Origin of the sequence: Dankookia sp. P2, from assembly GCF_050632255.1 — a bacterium.
In the GTDB taxonomy this organism is placed as follows: domain Bacteria; phylum Pseudomonadota; class Alphaproteobacteria; order Acetobacterales; family Acetobacteraceae; genus Paracraurococcus.
Map to the genome: position 1 here is coordinate 4,729,839 of NZ_CP192581.1, position 12,796 is coordinate 4,742,634.

At 69.1% G+C, this 12,796-nt stretch carries 13 protein-coding genes and 6 pseudogenes; 17 read left to right on the top strand and 2 right to left on the bottom strand.

Going from position 1 to position 12,796, the window contains the following annotated elements; genetic code table 11:
* Nucleotides 1-161 precede the first annotated feature (161 nt).
* The 16 genes and pseudogenes from rplE to ACQ86J_RS28090 all read left to right on the top strand — a co-directional run.
* Complete coding sequence (rplE, locus tag ACQ86J_RS28015; protein WP_431272558.1) at nucleotides 162-689, top strand: 50S ribosomal protein L5; 528 nt, start codon at nucleotides 162-164, stop codon at nucleotides 687-689.
* A 56-nt stretch (nucleotides 690-745) separates the two neighbouring features.
* Nucleotides 746-1,051, top strand: coding sequence for a 30S ribosomal protein S14 (gene rpsN / locus ACQ86J_RS28020; protein ID WP_431268113.1), 306 nt, complete (start codon nucleotides 746-748; stop codon nucleotides 1,049-1,051).
* Nucleotides 1,052-1,063: 12 nt separating this feature from the next.
* Nucleotides 1,064-1,462, top strand: coding sequence for a 30S ribosomal protein S8 (rpsH, locus tag ACQ86J_RS28025; protein WP_133292395.1), 399 nt, complete (start codon nucleotides 1,064-1,066; stop codon nucleotides 1,460-1,462).
* 14 nt (nucleotides 1,463-1,476) lie between these two features.
* Entirely contained in the window at nucleotides 1,477-2,010 is a 534-nt protein-coding gene (gene rplF, locus ACQ86J_RS28030; RefSeq protein WP_133292394.1) for a 50S ribosomal protein L6, read from the top strand.
* Nucleotides 2,010-2,372: a 50S ribosomal protein L18 gene (gene rplR / locus ACQ86J_RS28035; protein ID WP_431268114.1), complete on the top strand. Its 363-nt coding sequence runs from the start codon at nucleotides 2,010-2,012 to the stop codon at nucleotides 2,370-2,372. Before rplF ends, rplR begins: the two co-directional genes overlap by 1 nt.
* Before the next feature lie 10 nt (nucleotides 2,373-2,382).
* Complete coding sequence (gene rpsE, locus ACQ86J_RS28040) at nucleotides 2,383-3,033, top strand: 30S ribosomal protein S5 (RefSeq protein ID WP_431268115.1); 651 nt, start codon at nucleotides 2,383-2,385, stop codon at nucleotides 3,031-3,033.
* Nucleotides 3,026-3,232, top strand: coding sequence for a 50S ribosomal protein L30 (rpmD, locus tag ACQ86J_RS28045; RefSeq protein ID WP_431268116.1), 207 nt, complete (start codon nucleotides 3,026-3,028; stop codon nucleotides 3,230-3,232). The genes rpsE and rpmD overlap by 8 nt, the downstream gene beginning before the upstream one ends.
* A 1-nt stretch (nucleotide 3,233) precedes the next feature.
* The gene (gene rplO, locus ACQ86J_RS28050) at nucleotides 3,234-3,725 is read left to right on the top strand and encodes a 50S ribosomal protein L15 (RefSeq protein WP_431268117.1); all 492 of its coding nucleotides are present in this window, start codon (nucleotides 3,234-3,236) and stop codon (nucleotides 3,723-3,725) included.
* 116 nt (nucleotides 3,726-3,841) lie between these two features.
* Nucleotides 3,842-5,203, top strand: coding sequence for a preprotein translocase subunit SecY (gene secY, locus ACQ86J_RS28055; RefSeq protein WP_431268118.1), 1,362 nt, complete (start codon nucleotides 3,842-3,844; stop codon nucleotides 5,201-5,203).
* A gap of 103 nt (nucleotides 5,204-5,306) precedes the next feature.
* Nucleotides 5,307-5,970, top strand: a pseudogene (locus ACQ86J_RS28060) (adenylate kinase).
* A gap of 185 nt (nucleotides 5,971-6,155) precedes the next feature.
* A pseudogene (rpsM, locus tag ACQ86J_RS28065) lies at nucleotides 6,156-6,534 on the top strand (30S ribosomal protein S13).
* Between the two features lies 1 nt (nucleotide 6,535).
* Complete coding sequence (gene rpsK / locus ACQ86J_RS28070) at nucleotides 6,536-6,934, top strand: 30S ribosomal protein S11 (RefSeq protein ID WP_431268119.1); 399 nt, start codon at nucleotides 6,536-6,538, stop codon at nucleotides 6,932-6,934.
* A 31-nt stretch (nucleotides 6,935-6,965) separates the two neighbouring features.
* Nucleotides 6,966-7,987 (top strand): annotated as a pseudogene (locus ACQ86J_RS28075) (DNA-directed RNA polymerase subunit alpha).
* Between the two features lie 26 nt (nucleotides 7,988-8,013).
* Nucleotides 8,014-8,435 (top strand): annotated as a pseudogene (gene rplQ, locus ACQ86J_RS28080) (50S ribosomal protein L17).
* A 77-nt stretch (nucleotides 8,436-8,512) separates the two neighbouring features.
* A pseudogene (locus ACQ86J_RS28085) lies at nucleotides 8,513-8,773 on the top strand (FAD-dependent oxidoreductase); the annotation flags it as partial.
* 49 nt (nucleotides 8,774-8,822) lie between these two features.
* Nucleotides 8,823-9,476: pseudogene (locus ACQ86J_RS28090) on the top strand (NAD(P)/FAD-dependent oxidoreductase); the annotation flags it as partial.
* Between the two features lie 332 nt (nucleotides 9,477-9,808).
* On the opposite strand, the gene ACQ86J_RS28095 reads toward ACQ86J_RS28090, so the two are convergent.
* The gene (locus ACQ86J_RS28095) at nucleotides 9,809-10,684 is read right to left on the bottom strand and encodes a DMT family transporter (protein WP_431268120.1); all 876 of its coding nucleotides are present in this window, start codon (nucleotides 10,682-10,684) and stop codon (nucleotides 9,809-9,811) included.
* A gap of 8 nt (nucleotides 10,685-10,692) precedes the next feature.
* Nucleotides 10,693-11,655: a Bug family tripartite tricarboxylate transporter substrate binding protein gene (locus tag ACQ86J_RS28100; RefSeq protein WP_431268121.1), complete on the bottom strand. Its 963-nt coding sequence runs from the start codon at nucleotides 11,653-11,655 to the stop codon at nucleotides 10,693-10,695.
* A gap of 62 nt (nucleotides 11,656-11,717) precedes the next feature.
* Between ACQ86J_RS28100 and ACQ86J_RS28105 the strand changes: the two genes are divergently transcribed.
* Nucleotides 11,718-12,767 carry a cyclase family protein gene (locus ACQ86J_RS28105; RefSeq protein WP_431268122.1) on the top strand — a complete coding sequence of 350 codons (1,050 nt, stop codon included), beginning with the start codon at nucleotides 11,718-11,720 and terminating at the stop codon, nucleotides 12,765-12,767.
* Nucleotides 12,768-12,796: the final 29 nt, after the last annotated feature.

Sequence of the window (12,796 nt, forward strand, 5' to 3'; positions counted from 1 at the left end):
GCGATTCGAAGAAGAAGGCCGGCGGCAAGGCCCCGGCCGGCAAGAAGCAGGACACGGCGAAGAAGCCGGAGGTCGGCGGCGGCGGCGAGGGTCGCGTGCAGTCGACGCCGGCGAAGGCCGGCAAGGCCGCCGCGTCGCCTGCCGAGAAGCCGCGCCTCGCGGTGGTGTATGCCGAGACGATCCGGCAGAAGCTGGTCGAGGAGTTCGGCTACAAGAACCCGATGGAAGTGCCCAAGCTGACGAAGATCGTCATCAACATGGGCGTGGGCGAGGCGGCGGGCGACCAGAAGAAGCTCGACGCCGCGGTTGCGGACCTGACGGCGATCGCCGGCCAGCGGCCGGTGCGGACCAAGGCGAAGAAGGCCATTGCGGGCTTCAAGATCCGCGAAGGCCAGCTCATTGGCTGCAAGGTCACGCTGCGCAAGGCGCGGATGTACGAGTTCCTCGATCGCCTCGTGACCGTGGCCATGCCGCGGGTTCGGGACTTCCGGGGCCTGCCTGCGAACAAGGGCTTCGACGGCCGTGGCAACTTCGCCATGGGCATGAAGGAGCAGATCGTGTTCCCCGAAATCAACTACGATCGGGTCGACACGGTGCGCGGCATGGACATCCAGTTCGTCACCACGGCGAAGACCGACAAGGAAGCCAAGGCGCTGCTGAAGGCGTTCCAGCTTCCTTTCCAGAACTGATCTTGGAAGACCGCCCGCGGCATGCCGCGGGAGCAGGTTCCGGAGGATAAAATCGAATGGCCAAGACTTCGGCAATCGAGAAGAACAAGCGCCGCGCGAAGCTCAGCGCGGTGCATGCCTCGAAGCGTGCCACGCTGAAGGGTATCGTGATGGATCGCAGCCTGCCGGTCGAGGATCGCTTCGACGCGACCTTGAAGCTGGCCCAGTTGCCCCGCAATGGCGCGAAGGTTCGCGTGCGCCTTCGTTGCGAGCTGACCGGCCGTCCGCGCGGCAACTACCGCAAGTTCAAGCTCAGCCGGAACATGCTGCGGGATCTCGCCAATTCTGGCCAGATCCCCGGCGTGACCAAGGCGAGCTGGTAAGGAGGGCTGGCCATGTCGCTATCCGATCCGCTCGGGGACATGCTCACCCGTATCCGCAACGCCCAGCGGGCCCGGCAGACGCGTTGCGTCGCCCCGGCCAGCCGGTTGCGGACCGATGTGCTGGACGTGCTGAAGCGCGAGGGATTCATCCGCGCCTGGCGTGTCGAGCAGGACCGTCCCGGCGTCAGCCGCATCGAGATCGAGCTGAAGTATTCCGAGGGCGAGCCTGCCATCAAGGAGATCACCCGCATCTCCAAGCCCGGCCGGCGCGTCTATTCGAAGATCAAGGAGCTGCCGAAGTACTACAACGGCCTCGGCATCTCAATCCTGTCCACCCCTCGCGGGGTGATGAGCGACAATGAGGCCCGCGCTGCCAATGTTGGCGGCGAAGTCCTCTGCCGCGTGTTCTGAGGGAGGGAGAGAGCATGTCGCGCGTCGGCAAATATCCCGTCCCGGTTCCGGCTGGCGTCCAGGTGGCGCTGCAGGGGCGGACCGTGGTCGCCAAGGGCAAGCTGGGTGAGCTCAAGCTCCCCCTGACGGACGAAGTGGACGTGGAGATCGAGGGCTCCCAGGTCGCGGTGAAGCCGCGCCGGGACGACCGCCGGTCCCGTACCATGTGGGGCACCACCCGCAGCCTGATCAACGGCATGTGCATCGGCGTCTCCACCGGCTTCACCAAGTCGATGGAAATCACCGGCACCGGCTACCGCGCCGCGGTCCAGGGCAAGGACCTGGTCCTGGCGCTGGGCTTCAGCCACGAGGTCCGCTACCCGATCCCGGAAGGGATCACCATCGTCTGCGAGCGCCCGACGGCCGTGAAGGTCAGCGGTGCGGACAAGCAGCGGGTGGGCCAGGTGGCCGCCGAGATCCGGGCCTATCGCGGTCCCGAGCCCTACAAGGGTAAGGGCGTCCGCTACACCGATGAGCAGATCCTCCGGAAGGAGGGTAAGAAGAAGTAATGGCCGCAAAGCTCTCATTGCAGGCGCGCCGCCGGTCCCGGCTGCGCTACCAGCTCAAGCTGAAGTCGGGTGGCCGTCCGCGGCTCTCGATCTTCCGCTCTGGCAAGCACATCTATGCGCAGGTGATCGACGACACGCAGGGGCGCACTCTCGCCGCTGCCTCCTCGATCGAGAAGGAGCTGCGCGACAGCCTGAAGACCGGAGCGGACAAGGATGCCGCGACGGTCGTCGGCAAGCGCGTGGCCGAGCGGGCGCTTGCCGCCGGCGTGACCGCGGTCGTCTTCGATCGCGGGCCCTACCTGTATCATGGCCGGGTCAAGGCCCTGGCCGACGCCGCCCGCGAGGGCGGGCTGTCGTTCTGAGGATCTCATAATGGCACGTACCCCTCATAGCGGCGGCGGCGGCGAGCATGGCGGCGAAGGCGGCGATCGCCGCCGTGGCCGCGGGCGTGACCGTGGCGGCGAGAACCGGCAGGAGCGGACGGACGGCGACGAGCTGAAGGACAAGCTCGTCACCATCAACCGCGTCGCCAAGGTGGTCAAAGGCGGCCGGCGTTTCAGCTTCGCGGCGCTCGTCGTCGTGGGCGACCAGAAGGGCCGGGTGGGCTGGGGCGCCGGCAAGGCGCGCGAGGTGCCCGAAGCGATCCGCAAGGCGACCGAGCAGGCGAAGCGGACCATGATCCGCGTGCCGATGCGGGAAGGCCGGACGCTGCACCACGACGTCATCGGCGAGTTCGGCGCCGGCCGGGTCATCCTGCGGGCGGCCCCCGCCGGTACCGGCATCATCGCCGGCGGCCCGATGCGCGCGATCTTCGAGACGCTGGGCATGGGCGATGTCGTGGCCAAGTGCCTCGGCTCGACCAACCCGCACAACATGATCAAGGCGACCTTCGCGGCGCTGACCCGTTCGACCAGCCCCCGGGCGGTCGCGGCGCGGCGCGGCAAGAAGGTGTCGGACCTGCTTGGCCCCCGCAAGGACCAGGCTCCGGCCGAGGCCGCCGCGGCGGAGGCTGCCAATGTCTGACGTGAAGAAGACCGTGAAGGTGACCCAGACCGGGTCGCCGATCGGCCGCAAGCCGGGGCAGCGCGAGACGCTGATCGGCCTCGGCCTCAACAAGATGCACCGCTCGCGGGAGCTGGAGGATACCCCTTCGGTCCGCGGCATGATCCGGAAGGTCGCCCACTTGGTGAAGGTGGACGATACCCCCGGGACTGGTGGGTGACATGAAGCTCAACGATATCCGCGACAACGACGGCGCGCGCTACAAGTCCAAGCGCCTCGGCCGGGGCATCGGCTCCGGCAAGGGCAAGACCTCGGGCAAGGGCGTGAAGGGCCAGAAGGCGCGCGAGGGCGTCTCCCTGAACGGCTTCGAAGGCGGCCAGCTGCCGATCTACCGCCGGCTGCCGAAGCGTGGCTTCGTCAACATCTTCCGCAAGGAATATGCGCCGATCAACCTCGGCACGCTGACCAAGGCGATCGCTGACGGCCGCTTGGCGGCGGGCGAGACGATCACCGAGGACACGCTGCGGGCGGCGGGGCTGATCCGCACCGGCGGCAAGATCGTCGGCGTCCGCCTGCTGGCGAATGGCGAGATTGCCCAGGCGGTGAACATCACCGTCTCCGGCGCTTCCGCCGCCGCCATCGCGGCAGTCGAGGCCGCTGGCGGCACGGTGACGCTGCCGGCTCCGAAGGCCGAGGCTCCGGCCGAGGCCTGACGCTTGCCGCCCGGCAGGGCGGGGGCTACCTAGTCAGGAATCGTGGCTGCGGCGCCACGGCCGGGGGCTCGCCCCCGGTTGCTGGCGCCGTTGCCGTGTGGAGGGTTCGCAGTCCCATGGCCTCCGCCGCCGAACAGCTCGCGGCCAATCTCAACCTTGGCGTCCTGTCCAAGGCCACCGAGCTCAAGAAGCGCATCTGGTTCACCCTGGGGGCGCTGATCGTCGTCCGCATCGGCACCTACGTGCCGGTGCCCGGCGTCGATGCCGCCGTGATGGGCGAGATCCTCGCCCAGCATGGCGGTGGCATCCTCGGCATGTTCGACATGTTCACCGGCGGCGCCCTCGGGCGCATGACGGTGTTCGCGTTGAACATCATGCCCTATATCTCGGCCAGCATCATCATCCAGCTGATGTCGGCCGCCGTCCCCGCGCTCGAGACCCTGAAGAAGGAAGGCGAGGCGGGCCGGAAGAAGCTGAACCAGTATACCCGCTACCTTACTGTGCTGATTGCTGTGTTCCAGGCCTGGGGCATCGCCGTCGGGCTGGAAAGCATGCGCGGCGCCTTCGGCAATGCAGTGCACGACCCGGGCATGTTCTTCCGGCTGTCCTGCGTCATCACGCTGGTCGGCGGCACCATGTTCCTGATGTGGCTGGGCGAGCAGATCACTGCCCGCGGCGTCGGCAACGGCATCTCCCTGATCATCTTTGCCGGGATCGTGGCCAACCTGCCGCACGCGCTGGTCTCGACCCTCGAGCTTGGCCGCACCGGGGCGCTGTCGACCTTCTTCATCATCTTCTTCCTGCTCGTCGCGCTCGCTGTGATCGCCCTGGTCGTCTTCGTCGAGCGGGCGCAGCGCCGCATCCCGGTGCAGTATCCGAAGCGCCAGGTCGGCAACCGCATGTTCGGCGGGGAGGCGACGCACCTGCCGCTGAAGCTGAACACCGCTGGCGTCATCCCGCCGATCTTCGCCTCCTCCCTGCTGCTGCTGCCGGCGACGGTGGCGGGCTTCGCGGCGGGGCCGGAATCGGACGGCATCCTGCAGACAGTGGCCAACGCCCTGGCGCATGGCCAGCCGCTCTACATGGCGCTGTACATGGCGCTGATCATATTCTTTGCCTTCTTTTATACGGCCGTGGTGTTCAACCCGACCGAGACGGCGGACAACCTCAAGAAGTATGGCGGTTTCGTCCCCGGCATCCGGCCCGGCCAGAATACCGCCGACTACTTCGACCGGGTACTGACCCGGTTGACCGCGATCGGTGCGCTCTATCTCTGCCTGGTCTGCATCTTGCCGGAGATCCTGATCAGCCATTACGGCGTGCCCTTCTATTTCGGCGGGACCTCGCTGTTGATCATCGTCTCGGTGACCATGGACACCGTGGCGCAGATCCAGTCGCACCTCTTCGCTCACCAGTACGAGGGGCTGATCAAGAAGGCCCGGCTCGGCGGGCGCGGCTCGCCGCGTCCTAGGAGCTAGGCCGCAGGATTGATGCGGCTCAAAGCCATGCCGGGGGGCATGGCCTGAGGATGCAAGGAGCGTGGGCGCGAGGGTGGCCGCGCGGATGGAGGGGATGACGGGAATGAACCTGATCCTGCTGGGCCTGCCTGGAGCCGGCAAAGGCACCCAGGCCAAGCGTCTGGAGGACCGCTACGGGCTGCGGCAGATCTCGACCGGCGACATGCTCCGGGCCGAGGTCAGGTCGGGCTCGGAGATCGGCCTTCAGGCCAAGGCGATCATGGAGCGCGGGGACCTGGTCCCGGACGCGATCATCATCGCCATGCTGGCGGCCCGCGTTTCCGCGCCGGACATTGCCAAGGGCTTCATCCTGGACGGATTTCCGCGCACGGTGCCGCAGGCCGAGGCGCTCGATTTGGTGCTGCAGGAGAAGTCCATGCCGCTGCACCATGTCATCGAGCTGCAGGTGGACGATGCGGCGCTGGTGGACCGGATCTCCGGTCGTTTCACCTGCGCCAAGTGCGGCGAGGGCTACCACGACAGCTTCAAGCCGACCAAGGCGGCCGGGATCTGCGATGCCTGCGGCGGCACGGAGTTCACCCGGCGGGCCGACGACAACGCGGCGACGGTGGCCTCCCGGCTGGAGGCCTACCACCGCCAGACGGCGCCGCTCCTGCCCCATTACGCCTCCCGCGGCGTGCTGCGGGTGGTGGACGGCATGGCGGAGATGGACGAAGTGGGCACGGCAGATCGAGGCGATCCTCGGTCCCTTGCCGCAAAAGGGTTGACTGGTTTGAGGCGCGTGGCTATAGTCCGCGCCTCTCGCGGGCATGGGTGGCCTTCTGGCCGCCATGGCTGCGCTTAGCCGTTCATCAGGCTTTACGAAGATCACCTCGCCGGGACGGCGTGTGGGCCAGGGTGGCTCCCGCGGTGTCGGTTCAAGCAGGGAGCGACAGGCTCCAGGAGCTCAGCAGTGGCGCGCATCGCCGGTGTCAACATTCCCACGAATAAGCGCGTGCTTATTTCGCTGCGCTATATCTACGGCATCGGCCCGAAGAATGCGGCCGACATCTGCCAGCAGCTTCTCGATCCCCGAGGATCGCCGCGTCAACCAGCTTACGGATGATGAGATTCTTCGCATCCGCGAGCTGATCGACCGCGAGTACCGGGTCGAAGGCGATCTTCGCCGCGAAGTGGCGATGAACATCAAGCGGCTGATGGACATGGCCTGCTACCGCGGCCTGCGTCACCGCCGGGGCCTGCCGGTCCATGGCCAGCGCACGCATACCAATGCGCGTACCCGCAAGGGCAAGGCCGTGGCGATTGCCGGCAAGAAGAAGGTGACCAAGTAAGATGGCGCGCGACCCCAAGGCGGCCCGTACGCCCCGCAAGAAGGAACGTAAGAACATCGCCACCGGCGTGGCGCATGTCCTTGCCTCCTTCAACAACACCATCGTGACGATCACGGATGCCCAGGGCAACGCGATCGCTTGGTCTTCCTCGGGCAGCCAGGGTTTCAAGGGCAGCCGCAAGTCCACTCCTTACGCGGCGCAGGTCGCCGCCGAGGATGCGGGCAAGAAGGCCCGCGAGCACGGGATGGAGCAGCTCGAGATCATGGTGAGCGGCCCGGGTTCGGGACGTGAATCGGCGCTGCGCGCGCTGCAGGCGGTGGGCTTCTACGTCACGGCGATCCGCGACGTGACGCCGATCCCGCACAACGGCTGCCGCCCTCGCAAGCGTCGGCGCGTCTGACGCGGCAATCGGGGAAAGGGGCCGCAAGGAGATGCTCGTGATCGAGAGGAATTGGCGGTCGCTGATCTGCCCGGAGAAGCTGGGCGTCGAGGTCGGGAGCGATCCCGACCGCGTGGCGACCATCGTGGCCGAGCCGCTGGAGCGCGGCTTCGGCATGACGCTCGGCAATGCGCTGCGGCGCGTGCTGCTGTCCTCGCTGCAGGGCGCGGCGGTGACGGCGCTGAAGATCGACGGCGTGCTGCACGAGTTCAGCAGCATCCAGGGTGTCCGCGAGGACGTCACGGATTTGGTGCTGAACGTGAAGCAGCTCGCCATCCGGATGCAGGGCGAGGGCCGAAGCGCCTCATGCTTACGGCGACCGGCCCGGGCGAGGTGACCGCCGGCCAGATCCAGACCACCGGCGACATCGAGATCTCGAACCCCGACCTGGTGATCTGCACGCTCGACGACGGCGCCAAGCTGTCGATGGAGCTGACGGTCAACACCGGCAAGGGCTACGTCCCCGCGGCGATGAACCGGCCCGAGGATGCGCCGATCGGGCTGATCCCGGTGGATGCGATCTACTCCCCGGTGCGCCGCGTGGCCTACCGCGTGGAGCCCACCCGCGTCGGCCAGGTGACGGACTACGACAAGCTCGTCCTGAACGTCGAGACCGACGGTACGGTGGCGCCGGAGGACGCGGTGGCGCTCGCCGCCCGCATCCTGCAGGACCAGCTGCAGCTCTTCATCAACTTCGACGAGCCGCGCGAGCGGAAGGTCGAGGAAGAGCGCGACGACCTGCCGTTCAATCGCAACCTGCTGCGCAAGGTCGATGAGCTCGAGCTCTCGGTCCGCTCGGCGAACTGCCTGAAGAACGACAACATCGTCTACATCGGCGACCTCGTGCAGAAGACCGAGCAGGAAATGCTCCGGACGCCGAACTTCGGCCGCAAGTCGCTGAACGAGATCAAGGAAGTCCTGGCTTCCATGGGCCTTGGGCTCGGCATGACGGTGACGGGCTGGCCGCCGGAAAACATCGAAGACCTGGCCAAGAAGCTCGAAGAGCCGTTCTGACCCCGGCGAATTAGGAACCTACGACAATGCGTCACGGAATGGCGGGGCGGAAGCTCAACGTCACCTCCACCCACCGGCTCGCCATGTTCCGCAACATGGCGACCAGCCTGCTGAAGCACGAGCAGATCACCACCACGCTGCCGAAGGCGAAGGAGCTGCGCCCCTATGTCGAGCGCATCATCACGCTCGGCAAGCGTGGTGGCCTGCATGCACGGCGCCAGGCCTATGCGCAGATCATGGACGCGGCCGTGGTGGACAAGCTCTTCACCACGATCGCGGAGCGCTACAAGGCCGTGCCGGCGGCTACACCCGCGTGCTGAAGGCGGGCATGCGCTACGGCGACGCTGCCGACATGGCGGTGATCGAGCTGGTGGAACGCGACGTCGCGGCCAAGGGCCTCGACAGCGGCCCGAAGCCGGAAGCGACCGAGGAGCAGGAAGCGGCGTAAGCCACCTCCTTTCGACCGAATGACGGGACGGGGCGGCGGGGCAACCTGTCGCCCCGTTTCCATGTCAGGCTGGCCGCATGCAGGACGACCCGCGCAGCCACGGCCTCTGGGAGGCCACCGCTCCACCGGCACCGCCGGCGGCGCCGCTGACGGGCAAGGCGGAGGCCGAGATCGCCGTCATAGGCGCTGGCTTCACTGGTCTTTCAGCCGCGCTGTACTTGGCCGAGGCAGGGCGGTCGGTCGCGCTGCTCGAGGCGGCGGAGATCGGCTTCGGCGCCTCCGGCCGCAATGTCGGGCTGGTCAATGCCGGGATGTGGGTGATGCCGGAGGAATTGCCGGCCGCGCTCGGCGCGGTGCATGGCGAAAGGCTCCTCCAGCTTCTCGGCGATGCGCCGACGGTCGTCTTCGAGCTTCATCGCGCGGCACGGCATCGACTGCGAGGCGGAGCGGCAGGGCACGCTGCACTGCGCCGTCGGCCGCCGCGGGCTGCGGGAACTGCAGCAGCGCGCGCGCCAATGGCAGGCCCGGGGCGCCCCGGTCCGCCTGCTGGATCGCGCCGAGGCCGCCCGCCACACCGGGACCGCAGCCTATGCCGGCGCCCTGCTGGATGCGCGGGCGGGCACGGTGCAGCCGCTGGCCTATGCCCGCGGTCTCGCCGCCGCGGCGCTGCGCGCCGGCGCCGCCCTGCATGCCGGTAGCCCTGTCCTGGCCGTGGAGGAGACGGGGCCGGCCTGGCGGCTGCGGACCCCGCAGGGCAGCCTTCGCTGCCGCTGGGTGCTGGTCGCGACCAATGCCTATGGCACCGGTCCCCGGCCGGAGCTGCGGGCGGAGCTGGTCCGGTTGCCCTATTTCAACCTCGCCACAGCGCCGCTCGGCGACAATGCCCGCCGTTCCATCCTGCCGGGTCGCCAGGGCGCCTGGGACACGGCAGCGGTGCTGAGCTCCTTCCGCATGGACCGGCAGGGGCGGTTGGTCTTCGGCAGCGTCGGGGCGCTGCACGGGCCGGGCCGGGCGATCCACCGCGCCTGGGGCCGTCGCGCGCTCGCCCGGCTCTTCCCGCAGCTGGGCGGGGTGGAATTCGAGTTCGGAATGGTACGGCGCGATCGGCATGACCGCAGACAGCCTGCCGCGTTTCCACCACCTTGGGCGGAACATCCTCTCCTTCAGCGGCTACAACGGTCGGGGCATCGCGCCCGGCACCGTCTTCGGCCGTTGCCTCGCGCAATTTGTGCTGGGGCAGGTGACCGAAGCCGCGCTGCCCTTGCCGGTGACCGCTCCGCGGCCCGCCCGCCATCGGGCGGCGCGGGAGGCTTGGTACGAGGTCGGTGCGCAGCTCGCCCACGCCGCCGGGGCGCGGCTGTAGCGCCCCGGCGTCAGCCCCGCTGCTGCTCCCGGAACAGCAGCACCCCGGCCCCGGCGATCAGAGCCGCCCCGGCCAGCATCTCCGGGCCAGGAATGTCACCCCAGACCAGCCAGCCGAAGACCGCGGCCCAGAGCAGGAAGCTGTACTGGTAGGGCACCACGACCGAGGCCGGCGCCAGCTTCAGCGCCCGTGTCACGCCCATATGCCCGAGCGTCGCTACGAGCCCGAGCAGCAGGAGCAGGGCGAGCTCGCCGGCCGCCGGCCTGGACCAGCCGCCCTGCAGCAGTAGCGCCGCGCCGAGGCCAAGCCCGCCCAGCATCTGGAAGCAGGCCAGCAGCACGTCCGGCGTGTCCCGCAGCTGGCGGCTGCAGAGCAGGAACAGCGCGTAAAGCAGCGCTCCCGCCAACGCGCCGAGCACCGGCAAGCCGGCGGCGCCGAGATCGGCGCCGAGCGCCACCACCACCCCGGCAAAGCCCAGCAGCACCAGCAGCCAGCGCCGGGCGCCGACGCGCTCGCCCAGCAGCAGGGCGGCGAGCGCTGTGACCATCAGCGGCGCCGCCATCCAGTAGGTCATCGCATCGGCCAGCGGCAGGTGGCCGACCACCCAGTAGAAGCAGGCGGCCTCGCCGGCGCCGATGCCGACGCGCAGCGCCTGCAGCCCCGGCCGCTCCACCCGGAAGCCCGGCCGCCGCGCGGCCCGCCAGGCCAGCGGCGCCAGTACCGCCAACGCGGCGGCGCTGCGCAGCAGCAGCACCTGGCCGACCGCATGGCTGGCGACCAGCCATTTTCCCAGCACGTCGTTCAGCGAGAAGAGTAGGACGGAGGCCAGCATCAGCCCGATGCCGGCGGCATGGCCGCGCGGGGCGGACCCGTTGTCGAAGGGCATGGCTCGGATCAGTCCAGGCGGATGCCCGCCTCCTTCACCAGGACCGCCATCTGCTCGCGGCCCTCCCGCACGAAGCGGGCGAAGTCGGCCGGGGCGCTGCCGACCGGCACGGCGCCAATCTGCGCCAGGCGCTGCTTCACCCCGGGATCGGCCAGCGCCTCGGCCAGCGCCGCGTGCAGCCGGTCCACGACCGGTGCCAGCAGCCCGGCCGGGCCGAACAGCGCCGCCCATTCGTTCGAGTTGAAGCCGGGGAAGCCGCTCTCGGCCAGGGTGGGGACTTCGGGGCGGCTCGGCACCCGCTCCAGCGTCGCCACGGCCAGGAAACGCGCCCGGCCGCTGTCGACGATCGGCCCGGCGCTGACCGTGGTGATGAAGACAGCGTCGATCGCCCCGGCCGCCAGATCGCGCGCCGCATCCGCCCCGCCGCGATAGGGGGCGTGGATCACCTCGATCCCTGCACGGCGGGTGAACTGCAGCAGCCCGACATGGCCGGCCGTCGCATTGCCCTGGGTGCCGACGCTGATGGCGCCCGGCCGGGCCTTGGCGGCGGCGATGAATTCGGCGACCGAGCGGGCAGGGAAATCGGCCTTCACCGCCAGCACTCCGGGGAAGGTCACCACCAGGGAGACGGGGACGAAGCTCGCATAATCGAAGGGCAGCCCCTTCATCAGCGCCGGATTCACCAGGTGCGAGGAGGCGTCCCAGAGAAGCGTATAGCCATCGCCCGGTGCCGCGGCCACCGCGGCGCCGCCAACGCTGCCGCCCGCGCCGGTGCGGTTCTCCACCACGATGGTCTGGCCGAGCTTCTGCGCCATGACGGGGGTGATTGCGCGCGCCGCGCTGTCGGCGGCGCCGCCGGCGGCGAAGGGCACCACGAGGCGGATCGGGCGGTTCGGCCAGTCGCCCTGGGCCCGGGCGGCAAAAGGCAGCATCGCCGCACCCGCCAGCAGGCTGCGTCGTCTCGGATCCATTGTGGCGTTCCCCCGGAGGCGGCACGATCCGCCCGTCACACCCAGGCGATATGAGGCCAAAGATGCCCCCACGCTATGATCAATTGCCGCGCCCCGAGGATGGCTCCGGCCTGCCGCTCGCCTGGGGCGTCTGGGGCCCGGACGACGAGATCGGCACGCTCAACCGCATCACCGAGTCGACGGTGGCGGCCGCGGCCGGGGAGATCCGCACCGGCCGCCGCTTCAACCTGAACCTGCCGCTGGACGAGCCCTTCGGCGCCACGCGCCAGGGCAGCCACCGCCGCCGGACCGCGCCGACCCCGACCCTGATAGCCGACGAGCAGCCGGGCCGGCTGATCCGCGACGACATGCTGGACAGCTTCTGGCTGCAGGGCAGCACGCAATGGGACGGGTTGTCGCACTTCGCCGACCCCTATCACGGCTTCTACAACCACGCCCCGGTCAGCGCCGTGGTGCATGGCGCCGAGAGCCGCAACGGCATCGACAAGGCGCTGCGACACGGCATCGCCGGGCGCTGCGTGCTGGCCGACCTGGTGCGCTACTTCGCCAAGATCGGGCGGGACTGGGGCCCGCTCGGCGGCCGTCGAGCCGCGGCCGAGGAGGTCGCCGCCTGCCTCGCCGACCAGGGCGCCGCGCTGCGCCCGGGCGACATCCTGCTGGTCCGCACCGGCTGGCTGGAAGCCTTCCGCGCCGCGCCCGACCTCGACGCGCGCGACCACCTGGTGCGGGGCAACAACAAGGGCCAGGACTACAGCGGCCTGTCGGGCGGGGAGGACATGTGGCGCTACCTGTGGGACCAGGGCGTCGCCGCCACCTGCGCCGACAACCCGACCGTCGAGGTCTGGCCCTACTTTCCCTGGAAGCCGACGCTGCACTGGGCGATCGCCCGGCTCGGCCTGGTCATCGGCGAGATTCTTCGACTTCGAGGAGCTGGCCGCCGACAGTGCTGCAACCGGCCGCTACACCGGCTTCTTCACCGCCGCGCCTCTGCACCTGCGGGGCGGCATCGGCTCCCCGGGCAATGCGCTGGCGATCCGATAGCGCCGTCTTCGCTGCAACCTGCACGGTCATTCCGCCGGAGAATTGGTAGAATTGTATTCACAAGGGCATGAGGGGTGTGTTTCCTAGGCTCTCTTTTCCG